The organism is Nesterenkonia suensis, from assembly GCF_054782935.1.
In genome coordinates, this window is the sequence record NZ_BAAGRN010000007.1 from 37,146 (window position 1) to 55,351 (window position 18,206).

General features: G+C 71.4%; 14 protein-coding genes and 1 tRNA gene. 6 read left to right on the top strand and 9 right to left on the bottom strand.

From position 1 onward, the window contains the following. Nucleotides 1-6: 6 nt before the first annotated feature. Together sucC and ACYVKI_RS07960 are read right to left on the bottom strand one after the other, a co-directional pair. Nucleotides 7-1,170 carry an ADP-forming succinate--CoA ligase subunit beta gene (sucC, locus tag ACYVKI_RS07955; RefSeq protein WP_460689817.1) on the bottom strand — a complete coding sequence of 388 codons (1,164 nt, stop codon included), beginning with the start codon at nucleotides 1,168-1,170 and terminating at the stop codon, nucleotides 7-9. A gap of 122 nt (nucleotides 1,171-1,292) precedes the next feature. Next, the gene (locus ACYVKI_RS07960; protein ID WP_460689818.1) at nucleotides 1,293-3,872 is read right to left on the bottom strand and encodes a UvrD-helicase domain-containing protein; all 2,580 of its coding nucleotides are present in this window, start codon (nucleotides 3,870-3,872) and stop codon (nucleotides 1,293-1,295) included. 159 nt (nucleotides 3,873-4,031) lie between these two features. On the opposite strand from ACYVKI_RS07960, the gene ACYVKI_RS07965 reads away from it, so the two are divergent. Then, entirely contained in the window at nucleotides 4,032-4,730 is a 699-nt protein-coding gene (locus ACYVKI_RS07965; RefSeq protein WP_460689819.1) for a hypothetical protein, read from the top strand. A gap of 15 nt (nucleotides 4,731-4,745) precedes the next feature. Next, nucleotides 4,746-4,821: transfer RNA gene (locus tag ACYVKI_RS07970), tRNA-Arg, on the top strand. Between the two features lie 46 nt (nucleotides 4,822-4,867). On the opposite strand, the gene ACYVKI_RS07975 is transcribed toward ACYVKI_RS07970, so the two are convergent. From ACYVKI_RS07975 to ACYVKI_RS07995, 5 genes are all read right to left on the bottom strand, one after another. After that, nucleotides 4,868-6,649 (bottom strand): ABC transporter permease subunit, encoded by a 1,782-nt coding sequence (locus tag ACYVKI_RS07975; RefSeq protein ID WP_460689820.1) that lies wholly within the window; start codon nucleotides 6,647-6,649, stop codon nucleotides 4,868-4,870. Next, nucleotides 6,636-8,030: an ABC transporter substrate-binding protein gene (locus tag ACYVKI_RS07980; protein ID WP_460689905.1), complete on the bottom strand. Its 1,395-nt coding sequence runs from the start codon at nucleotides 8,028-8,030 to the stop codon at nucleotides 6,636-6,638. The genes ACYVKI_RS07975 and ACYVKI_RS07980 overlap by 14 nt, the downstream gene beginning before the upstream one ends. Before the next feature lie 128 nt (nucleotides 8,031-8,158). Then, nucleotides 8,159-9,622, bottom strand: a complete 1,464-nt coding sequence (locus ACYVKI_RS07985; protein WP_460689821.1) for an MFS transporter — start codon at nucleotides 9,620-9,622, stop codon at nucleotides 8,159-8,161. After that, the gene (locus tag ACYVKI_RS07990) at nucleotides 9,619-10,305 is read right to left on the bottom strand and encodes an ATP-binding cassette domain-containing protein (RefSeq protein ID WP_460689822.1); all 687 of its coding nucleotides are present in this window, start codon (nucleotides 10,303-10,305) and stop codon (nucleotides 9,619-9,621) included. The genes ACYVKI_RS07985 and ACYVKI_RS07990 overlap by 4 nt, the downstream gene beginning before the upstream one ends. Continuing rightward, complete coding sequence (locus ACYVKI_RS07995) at nucleotides 10,302-10,973, bottom strand: ATP-binding cassette domain-containing protein (protein WP_460689823.1); 672 nt, start codon at nucleotides 10,971-10,973, stop codon at nucleotides 10,302-10,304. Before ACYVKI_RS07995 ends, ACYVKI_RS07990 begins: the two co-directional genes overlap by 4 nt. A 370-nt stretch (nucleotides 10,974-11,343) precedes the next feature. Between ACYVKI_RS07995 and ACYVKI_RS08000 the strand changes: the two genes are divergently transcribed. Then, complete coding sequence (locus ACYVKI_RS08000) at nucleotides 11,344-12,225, top strand: DMT family transporter (protein ID WP_460689824.1); 882 nt, start codon at nucleotides 11,344-11,346, stop codon at nucleotides 12,223-12,225. A gap of 59 nt (nucleotides 12,226-12,284) precedes the next feature. On the opposite strand, the gene ACYVKI_RS08005 is transcribed toward ACYVKI_RS08000, so the two are convergent. After that, entirely contained in the window at nucleotides 12,285-13,310 is a 1,026-nt protein-coding gene (locus tag ACYVKI_RS08005; protein ID WP_460689825.1) for an Lrp/AsnC family transcriptional regulator, read from the bottom strand. Nucleotides 13,311-13,412: 102 nt separating this feature from the next. Between ACYVKI_RS08005 and ACYVKI_RS08010 the strand changes: the two genes are divergently transcribed. From ACYVKI_RS08010 to ACYVKI_RS08020, 3 genes are all read left to right on the top strand, one after another. Continuing rightward, the gene (locus ACYVKI_RS08010) at nucleotides 13,413-14,609 is read left to right on the top strand and encodes an amidohydrolase (protein ID WP_460689826.1); all 1,197 of its coding nucleotides are present in this window, start codon (nucleotides 13,413-13,415) and stop codon (nucleotides 14,607-14,609) included. After that, nucleotides 14,606-15,934 (top strand): DUF3100 domain-containing protein, encoded by a 1,329-nt coding sequence (locus ACYVKI_RS08015; protein ID WP_460689827.1) that lies wholly within the window; start codon nucleotides 14,606-14,608, stop codon nucleotides 15,932-15,934. Before ACYVKI_RS08010 ends, ACYVKI_RS08015 begins: the two co-directional genes overlap by 4 nt. A 162-nt stretch (nucleotides 15,935-16,096) precedes the next feature. After that, complete coding sequence (locus ACYVKI_RS08020; RefSeq protein WP_460689828.1) at nucleotides 16,097-17,308, top strand: MFS transporter; 1,212 nt, start codon at nucleotides 16,097-16,099, stop codon at nucleotides 17,306-17,308. 27 nt (nucleotides 17,309-17,335) lie between these two features. On the opposite strand, the gene ACYVKI_RS08025 is transcribed toward ACYVKI_RS08020, so the two are convergent. Then, nucleotides 17,336-18,076: a hypothetical protein gene (locus tag ACYVKI_RS08025; protein WP_460689829.1), complete on the bottom strand. Its 741-nt coding sequence runs from the start codon at nucleotides 18,074-18,076 to the stop codon at nucleotides 17,336-17,338. Nucleotides 18,077-18,206: the final 130 nt, after the last annotated feature.

Genomic DNA, 18,206 nt, shown 5'->3' on the forward strand with positions numbered 1-18,206 from the left:
CAGTCCTTACTTGTTCGCCAGCTCGGCGGCCTTGTCGGCGCCTTCGTCCATGGTGGTCGCCAGGGTGACTAGCGGGTGGTCCGCCTCCCGCAGGATGCGGCGACCCTCATCCACGTTGTTGCCGTCCAGACGGACGACCAGCGGCTTGGTGGCGGCGTCACCGAGGATCTCCAGGGCCTTGACGATACCGTTGGCGACCGCGTCACACGACGTGATGCCGCCGAAGACGTTGACGAACACGGCCTTGACCTGGTCGTCGCCGAGGATGACGTCGAGGCCGTTGGCCATCACCTCGGCCGAGGCGCCGCCGCCGATGTCCAGGAAGTTGGCGGGCTTCACACCGTTGTGGGCCTCGCCCGCATAGGCGACGACGTCGAGGGTGGACATGACCAGCCCGGCGCCGTTGCCGATGATCCCCACCTCGCCGTCGAGCTTGACGTAGTTGAGGTCATTGGCCTTGGCCTTGGCCTCCAGCGGGTCCTCGGCCTGCTCGTCCACGAGCTCGGAGTGGCCGGCCTGGCGGAACTCGGCGTTCTCGTCCACGGTGACCTTGCCGTCCAGAGCGATGATCGCGCCCTCACCGGTCTTGACCAGCGGGTTCACCTCGACCAGGGTCGCGTCCTCCTGGGAGAACACGGTCCACAGCTGCTGGAACACCTCGGCCAGCGCGGGGACCTCCTCGGCGGAGAAGCCTCCCTTCTCAGCGATCTCGGCGGCCTTCGCGGCATCGATGCCGACGTTGGGATCGACGTTCACCCGCGCCAGCGCCTCGGGCCGCTCCTCGGCGAGCTGCTCGATCTCGACGCCGCCCTCCTTGGAGCACATGGCCAGGTAGTCGCGGTTGGCGCGGTCCAGAAGGATGGAGAAGTAGTACTCCTCCGCGATCTCGGCACCCTGCGCGATCATCACGCGGTGCACGGTGTGCCCCTTGATGTCCATGCCCAGGATCGCCTTGGCGTGCTCGTAGGCCTCGTCCGCGGTCTTCGCGAGCTTCACACCGCCGGCCTTGCCGCGGCCTCCGACCTTCACCTGAGCCTTGACGACGACGACGCCGCCGATCTGCTCAGCAGCAGCCTTCGCTTCTTCCGGGGTCTGCGCCACGATTCCGGCCAGCACGGGAACTCCGTGTGCCTCGAACAGATCGCGCGCCTGGTACTCATACAGGTCCACGGGTGGTGTCCTTCTGCGTCGAAGTCGTTTCTGACAACCTCAGCCCGACGTCGACGGCGGGACCCGCCGGCACGGGCTGAGCGGCCACGCTGCGCACCTGGCGCAACGCTGAGCCTGAAGGCTCAGTCGGCCTTCTCCAGGGGAGCATATCGCAGGAGCAGACGCTTCTCGCTTCCTGAGAAGCTGACCTTGGCCACAGTCTTGTCCCCCGTGCCTTCCACGGTCAGGACCTCGCCGCGCCCGAACTTCTGGTGAGAGACCTTGTCACCGGGGGCCAGGGAGGGGATCTTCCGGCTGGGGTCCACCTGGCGGGGCGCGACGCCGCCGGTCGCCCCAGGCAGCGAAGATGACGTCTTCTCACTGTTCGCCGCCCCGTAGACAGTGGGCTCCGCACGCCCTCCTCTGTCGGCACCGCCGGAGCGGCCAGTCCGTGAGCCCCCGGCGGAACCATCGCTGAAGGACCAGCCGGATCCGCCCGCGGATCCGCGTGAGGACGGGCCACCACCGAAGCTGGGCGTCCCGTAGTGGTGGCCGCGCAGACCCCCGGAGTGCCCTCCGCCGAAACCTGATGACGAGGCCGCATCGACATGGAGCAGGTCTTCGGGGATCTCACCGAGGAACTGGCTGGGCGGGTTGTACTGGTGCTGGCCCCACAGGTGGCGGGACTCCGCGCGGCTCAGGTAGAGCCGCTGCCTCGCCCGGGTGAGCCCCACATAGGCCAGGCGACGCTCCTCGGCCAGCTGCTCGCCGTCAGACATGGAGCGGGCGTGCGGGAAGATGCCGTGCTCCATGCCTGTGAGGAAGACCACAGGAAATTCGAGCCCCTTGGCGGTGTGCAGCGTCATCAGGGTGACCTGGCCCTGCTCCTGGGCGAGCTTCTCGGACTCGGCGTCATCGGCCGCGGGGATCGCATCGGCGTCGGCGACCAACGAGACCTGCTCCAGGAAGTCTGCGAGAGTCCCGCCCTCGGTGGAGGCCTCATATTCCTTGACCACGGCCACCAGTTCGCCGAGGTTGTCCGCCCGGGACTCGTCCTGCAGGTCCTTGGACTGCCGCAGCGCCTCGAGCATCCCGGTCTGCTCGAGCACCGCCTCCAGCACCACCGAGGGCTTCTCGGACTCCAGCAGGGAGGCGAGGTCGTCCATCATCCGCACGAAGGAGTCCACGGCCTTCAGCGAACGCGTCGCCATGGCCGGGGCCTCCTCGGCCCGGCGCAGCCCCTCGAAGAACGTGGTCCGGTCCCGCTGGGCCAGCGCGGCCACGGCTCCTTCCGCCCGATCCCCGATGCCCCGCTTGGGCTCGTTGAGGATGCGGCGGAGGTTGACGTCGTCGTCCGGGTTGCTGAGGACCCGCAGATAGGCCAGGGCGTCCTTGATCTCCTTGCGGTCATAGAACCGGGTTCCGCCGACCACCCGGTAGGGGATGCCGCGGCTGACCAGGCGCTCCTCCAGGGAGCGGGACTGTGCGTTGGTGCGGTAGAACACCGCGACGTCGGCCGGCCGGATGCCTTCCCGGTCGCCGAGATCATCGATGGTCCGGGCGATCCATTCGGCCTCGTCGGACTCGGAGGGCGCCACGTGCAGAGTCACCGGCTCCCCGGAGCCCTCCTCGGTCCACAGTTGCTTCTCCGTGCGACCCGGATTCTGGGAGATGACCGCATTGGCGGCGTCGAGGATCGTCTGGGTGGAGCGATAGTTCTGCTCCAGCTTGATGGTGGTGGCGTCCGGGTAGTCCCGCCCGAACTCGATGATGTTGCGGATGTCCGCGCCGCGGAAGGCATAGATGGACTGGTCCGAGTCGCCGACCACGGTCAGCTCGGCCCCCGGGGTCTGCACACCGTCGCCGGGTCCGCCGGTCAGCTGGCGGACCAGCCGGTACTGGGCGTGGTTGGTGTCCTGGTACTCGTCCACCAGCACATGGCGGAAGCGCCGCCGATAGCCGTCCAGGATGCCGGGGAAGGCGTCGAACATATAGACGGTCTCGGCCAGCAGGTCGTCGAAGTCATAGGCATTGGCCTGACGCAGCCGCTGGGTGTACTCCCGATACACGGTGGCCACAGCCTCGGAGAAGGGCTCGTTCGGCGCGGTGGCGGTGAACTCCTCGGCGTCGACCAGCTCGTTCTTCAGTGTGGAGATCCGGTTCTTGATCGCCCGCGGGGCGAACCGCTTGGGGTCCAGGTCGTGGAGCTTGGCGATGGTGGTGATCAGCCGCAGGGAGTCGGCGGCGTCGTAGATGGTGAAGCTGGACTTCCGGCCCAGGTTCGCCGCCTCGGCGCGCAGGATCCGCACGCAGGTCGAGTGGAAGGTGGAGATCCACATGCGCTCCGCCGCGGGGCCGACCAGGCTCACCACGCGTTCCTTCATCTCCCGGGCGGCCTTGTTGGTGAAGGTGATCGCCAGGATCTCGTGCGGACGGGCCGCTCCGGTCTGGAGCAGATGCGCGATCCGCCGGGTGAGCACGCTCGTCTTGCCGGAGCCGGCGCCGGCGACGATCAGCAGCGGGGACCCGGTGTGCAGCACCGCCTGCCGCTGCTGCGGGTTCAGCCCGATCGTCGGGTCGGCCGGGGCCGGTGCGGCACCTTCGGGCCCTCCCGAAGAGGGGGCCTCCGGCAACACGGCCGCGGCGCCGTCGTCGGCGGGGGCCTTCGCGGCGCGGGCGGTCTCGGACGGGCGTTCTGACGGCGGGGTGAAGAGGAACTCCATGGTGCTCCCAGTCTAAGCGCGGCCGGTGACCCGCGTCCCCCGGGGCGGCCAGCAGGCTCTGCGACAATGGACACCGGGTGCGCCCGTCGGAGCATCCACGCAGGGACGCCATGTTGGGCGCCATGCTGGGCCCCATACCCACGATCCCGGAGGAGGACGATGTCCAGACGACGGAAGACCACCCGCGGCAATCCCGCGGCAGGTTCCGAGTCGACGTCGGGCGAGCCACGCGCCGACCGGCCGCGCCGACCCCGCCCCCGCTCCATGGGCGGAGGGGGCATCATCGCCGAGGCGAACCAGCGGGCCGCCGACGACTCCCAGGCCAACCCGACGCTGCTGGTCTACGCACTGCTGGGCACCACAGTGTTCCTCTTCATCTACCTGCACCTGATCGCCCTGCCGCAGATGACCCAGTTCACCGGCGGGTTCGCCATGCCCGACGCGCGACTGACCGGCTACGACGTCTCCGACATCGAGCGCCTGCGCTCCGTGATGGACGACGACGCCATCGGCCAGCTGAACTTCGTGCACAAGACCGCCGGGATCCTGTTCCCCGTCTCCTTCTTCTTCACCGCCTGGGCCGTGGTGGGGCTGATGATGCGCGAGTCCGTGGTGCGCTGGCTGCTGCTGGCCGCTGCGGGCCTGTTCAGCGCCATGGATATCGCCGAGAACTTCCTGATCGACGACCTCCTCTCCGCTGAGACCCTCGACGTCGGCACCGTCACCACCGCCTCCGCGCTGACCGTGAGCAGCTGGCTGTTCTTCGCCGTGGTGGGCTCGCTGCTGATCATCGCGGTGATCATGGCGATGGTGCGACGCTCCGTGGAACGGACCGCGCGCCCGCTGGGCAACCGGTAGGATGGTCGGGTCCCAGCCTCCGTAGCTCAGGGGATAGAGCACCGCTCTCCTAAAGCGGGTGTCGCAGGTTCGAATCCTGCCGGGGGCACCAGAGCGTCGTCGCTCAGGCCATCGGCGCCATGTCCCGGCGCCCCGGCTCATCCCCTCGTCGACCCGGCCTCGGTCGCCAGCCTGGCCTGCGCTCGACGACGGCGGGGCCAGCGCACCCGCGAACCCTGCAGCGAGGCCGCGGCCACCGCGATCACCGAGACGAGCACCAGAGCCGCCGCCGGGGCGGCGGTCGCCCACGGTCCGCGCTCCACGTAGTCGATCCCCTCGGCCAGCAGCCGGCCCCAGTCCGGCGTCGGGGGCTGCGCGCCGAGCCCCAGGAACCCCAGCGAGGCCAGCGCCAGCGCCACACCGGGCAGCCGCAGCATGCCGTGCCGGGCCAACGCGGGGGCCACCACAGGCACCACGTAGCGGACCATGATCTCGAAGGGCCGCACCCCGGCCAGCGGCAACCACGTCACATGTGGCATCGCCTTGGCCTCGTCCACCAGTGCCACCGCGTGAGAGGCCAGCGGCGGCCAACTCACCCAGAGCACCGCGGCCGCGGCCCCGCCCATCGTGGGGCCCATCAGCGCGGCGATCACCACTCCGGCGATCACCGGCGGGGTCGCGTTGGCGACCTCGATCGGCCCCCGCACGGCGTGCGGGATGAACGCGAGCACCAGCCCGATGGCGATCGCCAGCACCACGATCACCAGCGCCGGCACCAGAGTGCCCAGCGCCCCATGGGCCACCCGGGCCAGCAGATCGCGGCCGCTGGCGTCCGCGCCGAACGGCAGGTCCCACGACGGCGCGGCGAGCCTGTCGTGGACGATCCCGTACGGGTCTCGCGGCAGACCGGCGACCAGCAGCAGCCCCAGCAGCACACAGCCGACCCCGAACGTCCACTGCGCGAGCCGGTCGCCATGCGGCCGTTCCGGCGGCGCCGACACCGCACCGGCCGGCAGCGACCCGCCCAGCAGCCACAGCCGACCCACTCCCGCCCCCGCACCGATCAGCACGGCCGCGCCCGCCATGGCGAGCACCCCGGCCTGCAGGGCCGGCAGGTCCTGAGCGTTGGCCGCACCCAGCAGGTACCGGCCCAGTCCGGGGACGGCGAAGATCTGCTCCACCGCGACCGCTCCACCGAGCAGACCGATCACGATCAGGCCCATCTGGTCCACCACCGAGGCGGCGGCCCGACGCATCACCGCGGGCACGATCACCCGACGCGGCGCTCCGGCGAGCCGCCAGACGGTCACCCAGGGCTCCCGGGAGGATCCGGCGAGCGCGTCGCCCAGCAGACGGCCGAACAGGCCGCCGGCCGGAATGCCGAGCGCCGCCGCGGGCAGGATCATGGTCTCCAGTCCCGCCCAGCCGTACGGCGGGAACCAGCGTAGGTGTACCGCGAGCACGACGAGGAACCCGCTGGCCAGCAGGAACTCAGGAAGCGCCGTGAGCGCCACACCCATCGGCCCGGCACCCCGCACGGGCCGATCCCGGGCGACGGCCCGCAGCACCGGGGCCACCAGGGCGGCGGCGACGAGCAGGCAGACCACCACAGCCAACAGGGTCAGCGTGGCGGAGACGCCCACGGCCTCCCACACTCCCGGACCCACCGGGTTCCCCGAGACCCAGGACTCCCCCAGGTCGCCGCGCAGCACGCCCAGCCACCAGCGGGCGCTGATCGCGAACGGCCCACCGTCCAGGCCGAGCTCGGCACGCACCGAGGCGACAGCCTCCGGCGTCGGCTCCAGCTCCGCATAGCGCGCCCGCAGCACGGACAGCGCCGGGTCACGCTGCGAGAGCCAGGGCAGGGCCCCGACCACCACGAGCAGGCCCAGCCCCGCCAGGACCCGCGAGATCAGGGCCCGGCGGTCACCGGTCCTCATCGCGGCCGGTCAGCTCGTCCACCAGGGCACGCTCACGGGGGTCCCGGATCGCGTCGTGCACGTCACTGGTCTCCCCCTGGATGACCCGCTCGTGCAGCAGCGGGATCGCCGTGTCGGTGGCCAGGATCTCGGCCTCGGCGAGCATGATGGCCTCGCGGCGCTCATCCCCAGCCGGAATCTGGGAGGCCGCCTGCACGGCGGCGTCCACGTCCTCGTCGCACAGCTGCGAGATGTTGAACCCTCCGGCGCAGGTGAAGTCCGCGCTGAAGTACGCCACGGGGTCACCGGAGTCCAGGATCGTGGCACGTGAGAGGATGAACGCGTCGAAGGCCCCGTCGAGGGCGTCGGACTCGATGAACTGGTACTCGCGCACGTCCTGGACCACCTCGAACCCGGCGGCCTCCAGCTGTTGTTCGAGCAGCACCGCGACCTCGGGCAGCTCGGCCCGGTCCGTGAAGGTCCCCAGGCTGATCTGCACGCCGTCGACGTCGGCCGGCTCGGCGCGATCCTCCAGGATCTCCTCGTACTCCTCGCCGCCCCGTTCCTCAAGGGTCCAGGGAAGCGCCGGCCCGAGCAGGCCGACGGCCTCGTCGGCCCGGTCCTCGTAGGTGGAGACGATGATCTCCGCCCGGTCGACCGCCTCGCGGGCCGCCGCCCGGACTGCGGGGTCCTCGAACGGACCGGAGTCGGCGTTCAGGTACAGAGTGTTGGTGCGCGGCATGGGCACCTCATGCAGCAGGTCCTCGTCGATCGAGGCGGCCTGGCCGGCGGGGACGGTCTCCACCAGGTGCGCGGTCCCGGTGCGCAGCGCGGCGGCGCGCGCCGTGCCGTCGGGCACGAAGTCGGCGTCGATGCCGGCGGCCGCCGCCGGTGTGCCCCAGTAGTCGTCGTACCGGTCCAGGGTGGCGCTGGAGGTCCCGTCGACGGCGACCAGTTCGAAGGGGCCGGTCCCGGTGCCGATCGGGCTGACCGTGCTCCCCGTGTAGGCGTCCTTGGACAGGATGGACAGCTGAGGGCTCGACAGCCTGTTCGGCAGCAGCGGGTCCGGCTCACCGGTGGTCAGCACCACCTGCTCGTCGTCGACGTCGACCTCCAGCTCCACGCCGTCGAGGATGCGCGGAAGCGGGGACGCCTCGGAGGCGACGCGCAGAGAGTTGGCGACCGCCTCCGGCGTCAGGGGCGACCCGTCATGGAATGTCACGTCCTCGCGGATGCTGAAGTGCCAGGTGTGATCGTCGGTCTGATCCCATTCGGTGGCCAGCAGCGGCAGCGGACCGCCGTCGTCGTCGAGTGCGACGAGGGTCTCGGCGGTGCTCCAGCGCGAGAGCTTGAACGCGTCGTCGCTCAGCGGGCTCAGCCCGGATCGCGGAGGCTGCATCATGGCCAGGGTCAGACGGGCGTCGTCCCCGGAGCCGGAGGTCTCGGCCGATTCGGCGGAGAAGCAGCCGGTCAGAGGAAGGGCCAGAGCGAGGGCTCCGACGGTGATCGCGCGGGCGCGGAGAGGACGGTTCACTGCGTGTGCTCCTTGATGATCGAGGTGTTGGTGGTCGAGGTGTTGGTGGTCGGAGTGTCGGCGGAAGCCGGCGCTGCAGGCACGGATGGTGCCGAGGATGAGAACTGTGCGGGGTGACGGTGATGACGGTGATGACGGTGATGGCGGTGTTGGCGGGAGCCCAGGCCCAGCGCATACCAGGCCAGCGGCATCATCACGGCGGGCAGGACGGCGGCGAGCGGCCATGCGGCCAAGGTGCTGGCGCTGCCGGAGACCACACCGGTGAATGTGGTGCTCAGGAAGGCGGCCGCTCCTCCGGCGGTCGGCAGCAGCGCCAGGCGTGTGGCCCTCCGCCGGCCCGGTCCTTCGGCGATGAGCGACTGGGCGCTCGGGCTGCCGAGCATCAGGGACACGCCCACCAGCACGGCCACGACGCAGAGCACCCCGGTCAGCGCCCGCGGAGGAAGGAGCAGCTGACCGGCGAACGCGCACAGACACGCCGTGGCCGAGAGACCGAGCGCCAGCATCACGGCGGTGCCCCGGCCAAGCCGCTCGGCGGCGCGGGACAGCGGCCACTGCAGCACCAGCGTGGCCGCCGACAGGGAGGCCGCCACCACGCCCATCTGTCCCGCCGCGAGGCCGTGTTCGGCCAGGGCCAGCGGCACGGTGGAGAACAGCTGGGCGTAGACCGCCAACAGGGCCGAGCAGGCGATCGCCAGCGGGAGCACGCGCACACCGAGCTGCGGGGCGGACATGCCCGTTGGTGCCCCTGCTGGTGCCCCCGCTGACGATCCCGGGGCATCCTGAGCGCGGCTCCGCGGCCCGGGCTCCGTCTCCCCTGCGGCCGCGCTCAGCCGGAGGACGGCGGCGGCCGCCCCGAGGAAGATGACCGCCGAGCCGGCTGCGACGGCCGGCGAATGCTCGGGCATGACTCTGGCGGCACCGAGGGCGGCCAGCACGCCTCCGAGCTCACTGACCATCAGCAGCGCCGCGAAAGGAGTGGGGCCCCGCCGGCCGCCGACACCGCCTACACCGGCGACACCGGAGACACCGGAGACACCGGAGACACCGGAGATACTGCCGCCACCGTGCACCACGCCGCGCTGTTGGGCGTCGAGGTGCCCGACGAGGGCGTCCACGGCAGGGGAGAACAGCGCTCCGGCCATGCCGACGAGCACGACGCCGACGACGAACGCCGGCGCGTGCGGCGCCCACGCGATGATCCCGAACGCCAGGGCGCGCAGCAGGCAGCCGGTGAGCAGCAGGCTCCGGGGTCCGAAGCGGTCGGTCAGGATCCCGCCGACGATGAACAGGCCCTGCTGTGCCAGGACCCGCGCGCCCACCAGGAGGCCGACGGCGGAGGCGTCCAGGGCGAACCGGTGCTGCCCGATGGCCGCAACGAACGGGACCACTGCGGAGAAGCCCAGCATGAACAGCAGCTGCAGCAGCAGCACTGAGCGCAGCGATACGCCAGCGGTCATCGGGCATGCTCCACGACGCCGTCGCGGACGGTCAGCATGCGGTCGCAGCCGGCGGCCAGGGCGTCGTCGTGCGTGACGACCAGCAGCGCCCCACCGGTGCGGGTCGGCAGCGCGAGCAGCGCGTCGGTGAGACCGGCAGAGGTGGACGGGTCCAGGGCGCTGGTGGGCTCGTCGGCGACGATGACATCGGGGCCAACCGCGACGGCACGGGCGATCGCCGCACGCTGCGCCTGCCCTCCGGAGAGCTCGCGGGGTGTGCGGTCGAGGAGCTCCGGCTCGAGCCGGGCGATCTCGGCGGCGGCCGCGATCCGCCCACCGGGGTCCCCCTCGACACCGAGCCTGGCCAGCGCCCGTTCGATCGAGGCGCGGACCGCCACGCGTGGCGGCAGGGAGGCTCCCGCATCCTGAGGTATTCCTTGGACCAGGCGACGCCGGTGGGGCCGCGGTGCACTGCCCACACCGCAGAAGGGCTCGCCGTGGACCGTGACATGACCGGTGCTGGCCAGGCGCAGCCCGAGGATGATCTCCGCCAGCATGGACTTGCCGGCCCCGGATCGGCCGATCACCGCCACGGACTCCCCCGCGTGGAGGGCGACGTCGGTGGGATGCAGGACCGTCAGGGGGCGGCGTCGCGTGCCGTAGACGGCACCGATGCCGTGCGCTTCGAGGATCGCGGTGCTCACGCCGCCTCCTGACTCGTGGCGTCACCCAGGTCCACCTGGCCGGAGGAGACGCGGATCAGCCGGGCGTCGAGCCGATCGCGGACCTGCGGGTCATGGGTGGCGACCACCAGCGCGCTGCCCGTGGTCTCCGTGAGATCGCTCAGGACGGCCAGGGTCTCGTCACGAGAGGCGCCGTCCAGTGCGCTGGTCGGCTCGTCCGCGATGACCAGGGCAGGGGATCCGAGGAACGCCAAGGAGATGGCCACACGCTGAAGTTGGCCGCCGGAGAGCTCTGCCGGGCGGCGTCGGCCCAGCAGCTGGAGATCGAGTCCCACCGCTGCCAGCACCTCCCGGGTGCGCGAGGCGTCGGCTCCGGTGACGGACCGCAGCTGGCGCCCGATCGGCATGAGCGGGTGCACAGCATCGGCTCCCCGCTGGGGGACGAATCCGATGCGCAGATCGACGGGGGCCTGCCGACGGCCCGTCATCTCCACGCCGCCGGGCAGGCGGCTGGTGAGCGCCGAGAGCAGCATCGACTTCCCCGCCCCGGAGGGCCCCATGATCGCCACCCGAGACGCCGGGGCGATCGGCAGGTCCGGGACACGCAACAGGGTCTGTCGGGTGCGCCGCGTGACGACCTCGACGTCCTGGAGGTGGACGAGGGGAGACGAGGCGGAGTGCACGGACATGAGCTGGTGCTCCTTGGTCTCAGGCGCGACGGCGGGAGGACCAGCAACAGCTTCCCCCTCTATTGCGAATGCGTCTGAATTACACCAGGGAAGCATGTCCTGTGCAAACTGTGAACCCCGCTCGCACGCAGTGCCGATCAGCCCTCGGCCGGTCCCACCAGGCATCGAAGCCCGCGCCACGGTCTGCGGTGCGGCGCACCTCACCGGACTGCGCCGCAGCAGAGGCCGCCCGGCAGGGGGGGCACCCACTCCTGGGCCCACCCGAGGACCGCCGGCTGGGTCGCGCCGGCGCCGCGCAGGTCAGCTGGCGACCCTCAGGTAGCCTCTCGACTGTGACCGCCGACTCCAGGATCCCGGCTCCTCTCGACCCATGGCCCGGGGGACCACGGTGAGCACCGGGGCCCTGGCGCTCATCCTGACCGCGGCCGTGTTCCACGCGGTGTGGAACCTCGCCGCCAAGACTGCCCGCGGGGACACCACGGTGTTCGTGTGGTGCTACTTCACCCTCGGCGGGCTGCTCTGCCTTCCGGTGGGCCTGATCCAGATGCTGCGCACCGACGCCGCCTACGGCTGGGGGCTGGCCGCCGCCGCCCTGGTCAGCGCGGTGATCCACATCGGGTACGCCACACTGCTGCAGACCGGGTACCGCCGAGCCGATCTGGGCGTGGTCTACCCGGTGGCCCGCGGAGTGGGCCCCGTGCTGACCATGGCGGTCGCCGTCGGCCTGCTCGGCGAACGCCCGGGACCCGCCGCCCTCGCCGGCGGGGCGGTGGTGATCAGCGGGATCCTGATCGTCACCGGCCGGCGCCTGCTCCACCGCCACGAGCGCCTGACGGCCGGCCTGCTCTACGGCAGCGCCACCGGGGCTGCCATCGCCGCCTACACGCTGTGGGACAGCTTCGCCGTGACCGCCCTGGGGTTGGAACCCATCCTGTACTTCGCGCTGAGCAGCGTGCTGCAGTCCGCAGTGATGCTCCCCTGGGTGCTGCGCAGGCGCGGCCTGGTCCGCCCCACCTGGCATGCCGACCGGCGACCGGTGATCATCGTGGCCGCACTCTCCCCGCTGGCCTACATCCTGGTGCTCTACGCGATGACGACGACGCCGGTCGCGCTGGTCGCCCCGGTGCGGGAGTCGTCCCTCGTGATCGGTGCGCTGCTGGCCTGGTGGCTGCTCAGGGAGCCGGACCCGGTGCGGCGAACTGTGGGGGCCGCCGTCGTCTGCGCCGGAATCGGGCTGATCGTCATGGGCTGATCGTCATGGGCTGCACGGGGCTGAGCGCCGCCGTCACGGCGGCGCGGCCCGCACCGTGCTCACCACCCGCCCCGGTGGCCGCCGCCCTGGCGCAGCGGCACTGTGCCCACCGCCAGACCCCGGGCGTCCAACAGCCGGCCCACCAGCTTGACCGGGCGCAGCACCACGCTGCGGTCGAGGACCTCCATCCAGGGCAGCCGCTGGGTCAGACGCTTCTCGAGGCGCTGCCCGTCGGCCACTGTGCGCAGCCAGGCTGCGGCGACCAGATTGGCCGGACCTGTCGTCGACAGCGAGGCCCGCAGCTCGGCGATGCCCGCGAGCGCCTGGCCGGCCTCGTCGATGTGCGCCGGCGGCACCCGCAGGAAGAACCACTCCAGCACGTGCCACTCGGTGAGCCCCCGGGCCACCTCACAGCGCAGGCGCAGAGCACCGGAGGCCACCAGGCTGTGCAGGCGCCGCCGCACCGTGCTCTCCGAGACCCCGAGTTCCTCGGCCAGCAGCCCCGCCGGGCGGCGCCCGTCCACTGAGAGGAGCTCGACGATCCGCCGCTCCAGACCTCCCAGCGCAGAGCCACCGGGAGCGGCCCCCCGGGCGGCGGAGGCGAGCTTCTCCTCCTCGCGCTTCGACAGGCTCCGCAGCCGCCACCGGCTCGCATCCGAGTACATGTGGGTGACCACGTGGCTGCGGACCGACTCGACCTCCGGGATCTGCGCGACCCGCTCCAGCAGGTAGCTGCTGAGCCACAGCTGGTCCGGGCAGGTCACAGTCACCAACAGATCACGGGACCCGGAGGTCACATCGATGGTCATCGCCGCAGAGTCCTCGGCCAGCGTCTGCGCCGCCGTCATGATGTCTCCGGCCCGGCAGGTGATCTCGAGCACCGCCACCGCGGCGTTCCGCTCGACCAGCGGCTGGCAGGACACCCAGGCCGCGCCGGCCTCCTCCAGCCGGGCCCATCGCCGCGCCACCGTGGTGGGGCCCATGCCCAGCACGCGGCCGAGCTCCGCCCAGCTCGCACGGGGGCTCATCTGCAGAGCCTGGAGGAGACGGAGATCATCCTCACCCAAGGTGATGGAATACTTCATCACTTCAGGCTCTGTGACCGAATCGTGCAATCTGAACCCCTCCATTGGCGTATAGCTCAACCTTAACAGTGACAGAGATCACCAACACGAGAGGCTCCGCCGATGACCTCCCCCCTTCATCAGCGCGCCACCCACACCGTCTACGACGTGCGCGAGCGCCTCGCCCGACTCAGCCATGACATCCACGGGCTGGCCGAGACCGCCTTCGACGAGCACCGCAGCGCCGTCCGCCTGCAGGATGAGCTCGCCGCGGCCGGCTTCACCGTCACCACCCCTGTGGCGGATCTGCCGACCGCATTCACCGCCCGATACGGCAGCGGCGACTTCGTCGTCGGCATCTGTGCCGAGTACGACGCCCTGCCGGAGATCGGCCACGCCTGCGGCCACAACATCATCGCCACCGCCGCCGTCGGGGCGGCCCTGGCCCTGGCCCCGGTCACCGACGAGCTCGACCTGACCGTCGAGGTGGTCGGCACCCCGGCCGAGGAACATGGCGGCGGCAAGGTCCTCATGCTCGAGAAGGGCTGCTTCGACCACCACACCGTCGCCCTGATGGTCCACCCCGGCACCGCCGACGCCGACCCGGTCGACACCGCCTCCCAGGGCGTGTCCCGGCATGCCGCGACCTTCACCGGGCGTGCCGCCCACGCCGCGGCCGCCCCGACCGACGGTGTGAACGCCGCCGACGCCGCCGTCGTCGCCCAGGTCGCCGTGGGCCTGCTCCGCCAGCAGATCCCCTCCACCGCTCGCATCGGCCTGTTCGTCCGCGACGGCGGTCAGGCCACCAACATCATCCCGGAGCGCACTGTGGTCGACTTCGAGGTCCGCGAGTTCGACCTCGACCAGCTGCGCGACCTGCGGGACCGGGTCCGTGACTGTTTCGAAGCCGGGGCGCTGGCGGCCGGCTGTCAGGTGGACTTCGAGGAGACCGAGCCGGAGTACGCGCCCCTGCGCCAGGATCCGCGCCTGGCCGGCCCGTACAGCCGGGCGGTGACCGCCCTCGGACGCACTCTGACCGACACCGGCGGACTGACCGGCGGCTCCACCGACATGGGCAACGTCTCCCAGCACGTCCCCTCGATCCACCCGATGATCTCCGTGGAGGGCTCCGGCGCGCCCCCACACACCCGCGGATTCGCCGACGACGCCGTCGCCCCCGGAGGTGACTCCGCCGCCCTCGACGGTGCCATCGCCATGGCACAGACGATCATCGAGGTGGCCTCCGCTCCCGAGGTCCGGGCCGAGCTCCTCGCCGAGCAGGCGACCCGGACACCGTTCACCCAGGAGGACCAGGCATGAAGTCCCCCACACACCGCCCCGCGGTGCCCTCCGAGAAGACGACCATGCGCGCCCAGATGCGCCTGTGGCTGCCGCTGCTGATCGCCGGGGCGCTGGTCACCATCGGCGCGGAGCTCATCGGGGCCCAAGAGATCAGCCTCGGCATCGGCACCCTGACCCTGCTTCCCCTCATCTGGGGACTGCTGCTGGGGGCCGCCGTCAGCCTGCAGAAGGTCCGCCCGTTCCCTGAGGGATCCCAGAAGATCGCCTCGGTCGCCATGCAGATCGGGGTGCTGCTGCTGGTCACCCGACTGGCCTTCATGGTCGGGGAGAACCTGGGCGTGGTCGTGGAGGTCGGCCCCGCACTGGTGCTGCAGGAGATCGGGAACCTGGCCACCATACTGGTCGCACTTCCACTGGCCGTGCTGCTGGGAATGCGCCGGGCCTCCGTGGGCGCGACCTTCTCCATCGGCCGTGAGGGCTCCTTCGCCATGGTGGGTGAGCGCTACGGCACCGAGTCCCCGGAGATCCGCGGGGTGCTGGCCATCTACATCTTCGGCACCGTCTTCGGCGCCCTGTGGGTGGGGCTGCTGGCCTCCATGATGGCCGGGACCGGCTGGTTCAACCCGCTGGCCCTGGCGATGGGCTCCGGCGTGGGATCCGGCTCGATGATGGCCGCCGCCTCCAACGCCGTCGTCGCCCAGTTCCCGGCCATGGAGGGCGAGATCCTCGCCCTGGCCGCCATGAGCAACCTGCTCAGCTCCGCCCTGGGCCTCTACATCGGCGTCTACGTGGCGCTGCCGCTGGCCGACCGGTTCTACCGGGCCCTGGCCCGCCGCCGTCGGGACTTCTCCGAGGACGCCGAACAGTACCTCTCCGGAGTCGAGGTGTCCCAGCAGAAGGCTCCGGCCCAGGGCCGGCCGGTCTCCCCGATCGCGCTGCTGGCGCTGTCCACGGTGCTGACCGTCATCGCCCTGTGGGCCGCCGGCGGCACAGTGACCGCCTCGGTCCTGCCCGGGATGGGCGTCATCGTGATCTTCGTGGTCCTCGGGCTGCTGGCCCGTCGGTACCTGCGCATCTCCGCGATCGTGACCTCGATGACCCTGGCCATGCTGGCCTCCACCCCGTGGTCCCCGATCGCGGAGCCGCTGCTGACCCTCGTCGACCCGGTCAGCTTCCTGCCGATGACCACCCCGGTGCTGGTGCTGGCCGGTCTGGGGCTGGGCCGTGACGCCCGGATGCTGCGCAGCGTCGGATGGAAGATCATCCCCGTGGGTCTGGCGGTGTTCACCGGGACGTTCCTGGCCTCGGTGCTGATCGCCCAGGGCGTGCTGAGCTGGGGATGACCTCCGCCCTCCCCCGGTGCAGCCGGCCGGGGAGGCGAGGCGGCGCACCCCCTCGCCTCCCCGGCCGGCTGCACCGCTCAGCGACGTCAGGTGAGCCACGCCGTCGCCGCACCGATGATCAACACGGCCCGCTGAGATGCTCCGATGAGCGAAGATGGTCCCGTGCGTCGTTCCCCTCATCTGTGGCTGATCCTGCTGGTGGTCACGTCCATGCTGGGCCAGTTCTCGGTCAACATGATCCGCCCGGCCACCACCTACAAGGTGGATGCGCTCGGCGGCGACGCGGCGATGGTCGGCCTGGTGGCGGCCTCCTACGCGATCGTCCCGTTGGTGATCGCGATGCCGGTCGGCCGGCTCATCCAACGCACGGGGACCGTGGCCGGGCTGATCGGCGGCGGCCTGTGCGTGATGGCCGCCGGAGCGGCCGCGATCGCTCTCTCCTCCACGGTGTGGGGTGTCATCGTCGGCAGTGCGGCACTGGGCCTGGGGCAGCTGGTGTTCGCCATCGGCGGGCAGAGCGGGGTGACCCGAGCGGCCGGTCCGGCGACGCGCGATGCGGCCTTCGGCTGGTTCACCGCCGCTGTCTCCGCCGGTCAGATGCTGGGGCCGCCTGTGGCCGGATGGATCATCAGCGCGCCCGAGGACGTGGAGACCGGCGTCGATCTGTCGATCCTCGCCGGTGGCGCGGCAGCGCTTCCCGGCGCGCTGCTGCTGTTCCTCGCCCTGTGGCGGATGCGCCGGCCCTCCCACGAAGGACCGGTGACCGGCACGACGCCGGCGGCCCGCGACAGCGAGCCGAAGGCCTCCCCCGGGGCGATCCTGCGCACCCCGAGGGTGGGCTCGCACATCGCCGCCTCCGCCGGACTGCTCGCGCTGACTGACGTCCTGGTGGCATTCCTTCCCCTGCTGGGTCAGCAGGCCGGGCTGAGCCCGTCGGAAGTGGGACTGCTCCTGGCGCTGCGCGGGCTGGGCTCCCTGGCCTCGCGCGTCCTGCTCGGCGGACTGGTGCGCCGAATCTCCCGGGAAGTGCTGCTGGTGCTGTCCCTGCTGCTCTCCGCCGTCAGCTTCGCCGCCATGCCCTTCACCACCGGGACCATCGCCATGGCCGGTGCCCTGATGGCGGTGGGCGGGTTCTTCCTGGGACTCGGTCAGCCGCTGACGATGACGATGGTCACCGCCGCCGTCCCCGAAGGCTGGAGCACCCCGACCCTCGCGCTGCGGCTGATCGGCAACCGGTTGGGCCAGGTGGCCATGCCAGCCGCGGCCGGCGCCCTGGCCGGGCCGGTGGGCCCGGCGGCCGCCGTGTGGCTCGGCGCCGCGGTGCTGCTGGTCTCCGGGGCTGACCAGCTGCGGCATCTGCGACGGCGCGACTGAGCGGCGCCGCACCCACCTTAGGGAGGATCAGCGGCCGAGGTCGTCGGGGCCGTGATATCCCTCGGGCGGCTGCGGCGGGTCCTGCCCAGCATGCCAGCCCTGACGCTGTGCCTGCGGCCAGCCCCGATGCCCCGGCTGGCCGTCCGTCCAGCCGGACCCCAGCCCTGGCGGACCGGCCACTCCCCCGGGTTCCCAGCCCTGGGGCGCCCCGTGGCCGCTGCGCTCCAACGGCACGCCCAAGAACTCGGAGATCTGCCCGGCCTCGGCGACCAGCGCCTGTTCGCGCTGGAAGACGCTGCCCCGTCGGTTGACCCCGATGAGGATCTCCCCGCCGTCCTGCAGGCCGAGGCTCAGGAAGGTCACCAGATCGCGCCGGGAAGCGCTGTTGGTGCGGTTGGTCCGCACCTCGGTGTGCAGCCGGACCACCCGCACCTGCTGGGTCCGGAAGGTCTCGTCGCGCCGCTGAATCCCGCACCAGCGGCGGAAATGTGCCTCGGACTCCCCATAGGGGCGCAGCGTGGCCGAGACCTTCTTGCTCGCACCGAAGATGCCGAACCCCACGGTCAGGAAGATCATCGGATGGAGCAGGAACAACCACGCCAGGCGGCCGATCTCCGCCGACGCCCCACCGGCCAGCGCCATTCCGATGACGGCGATGCCGATGCTCGCCCCGAACACTCCGATGGCCAGCCCCAGCCAGGCGCCGAACCCCTTGGTGCTGCTGCGCAGCGTGAGTGTGCCGTGCTCCGGCCCGTGATCGATCCGCATAGCACTACGATACTGGGCGCCCCTGCGCCCGCCTGCGCCGTCGAGCGGGGATTCACCCCTGCCTGACTGCCTCTCGACCCCGGTTGCCCGTGCCCAGATTCCCATTCGACGCCGAGGAGCAGCCGACGGC

Bases quoted from the DNA above. Each gene is read 5' to 3' on its own strand.
- ACYVKI_RS07985 (WP_460689821.1), bottom strand. From the start codon at position 9,622: ATGACCGCTGGCGTATCGCTGCGCTCAGTGCTGCTGCTGCAGCTGCTG.
- ACYVKI_RS08005 (WP_460689825.1), bottom strand. From the start codon at position 13,310: ATGAAGTATTCCATCACCTTGGGTGAGGATGATCTCCGTCTCCTCCAG.
- ACYVKI_RS08015 (WP_460689827.1), top strand. From the start codon at position 14,606: ATGAAGTCCCCCACACACCGCCCCGCGGTGCCCTCCGAGAAGACGACC.
- ACYVKI_RS07965 (WP_460689819.1), top strand. From the start codon at position 4,032: ATGTCCAGACGACGGAAGACCACCCGCGGCAATCCCGCGGCAGGTTCC.
- ACYVKI_RS08025 (WP_460689829.1), bottom strand. From the start codon at position 18,076: ATGCGGATCGATCACGGGCCGGAGCACGGCACACTCACGCTGCGCAGC.
- ACYVKI_RS07980 (WP_460689905.1), bottom strand. From the start codon at position 8,030: ATGATGCAGCCTCCGCGATCCGGGCTGAGCCCGCTGAGCGACGACGCG.
- ACYVKI_RS07960 (WP_460689818.1), bottom strand. From the start codon at position 3,872: ATGGAGTTCCTCTTCACCCCGCCGTCAGAACGCCCGTCCGAGACCGCC.
- ACYVKI_RS07975 (WP_460689820.1), bottom strand. From the start codon at position 6,649: ATGAGGACCGGTGACCGCCGGGCCCTGATCTCGCGGGTCCTGGCGGGG.
- ACYVKI_RS08000 (WP_460689824.1), top strand. From the start codon at position 11,344: ATGGCCCGGGGGACCACGGTGAGCACCGGGGCCCTGGCGCTCATCCTG.
- ACYVKI_RS07995 (WP_460689823.1), bottom strand. From the start codon at position 10,973: ATGTCCGTGCACTCCGCCTCGTCTCCCCTCGTCCACCTCCAGGACGTC.
- ACYVKI_RS08010 (WP_460689826.1), top strand. From the start codon at position 13,413: ATGACCTCCCCCCTTCATCAGCGCGCCACCCACACCGTCTACGACGTG.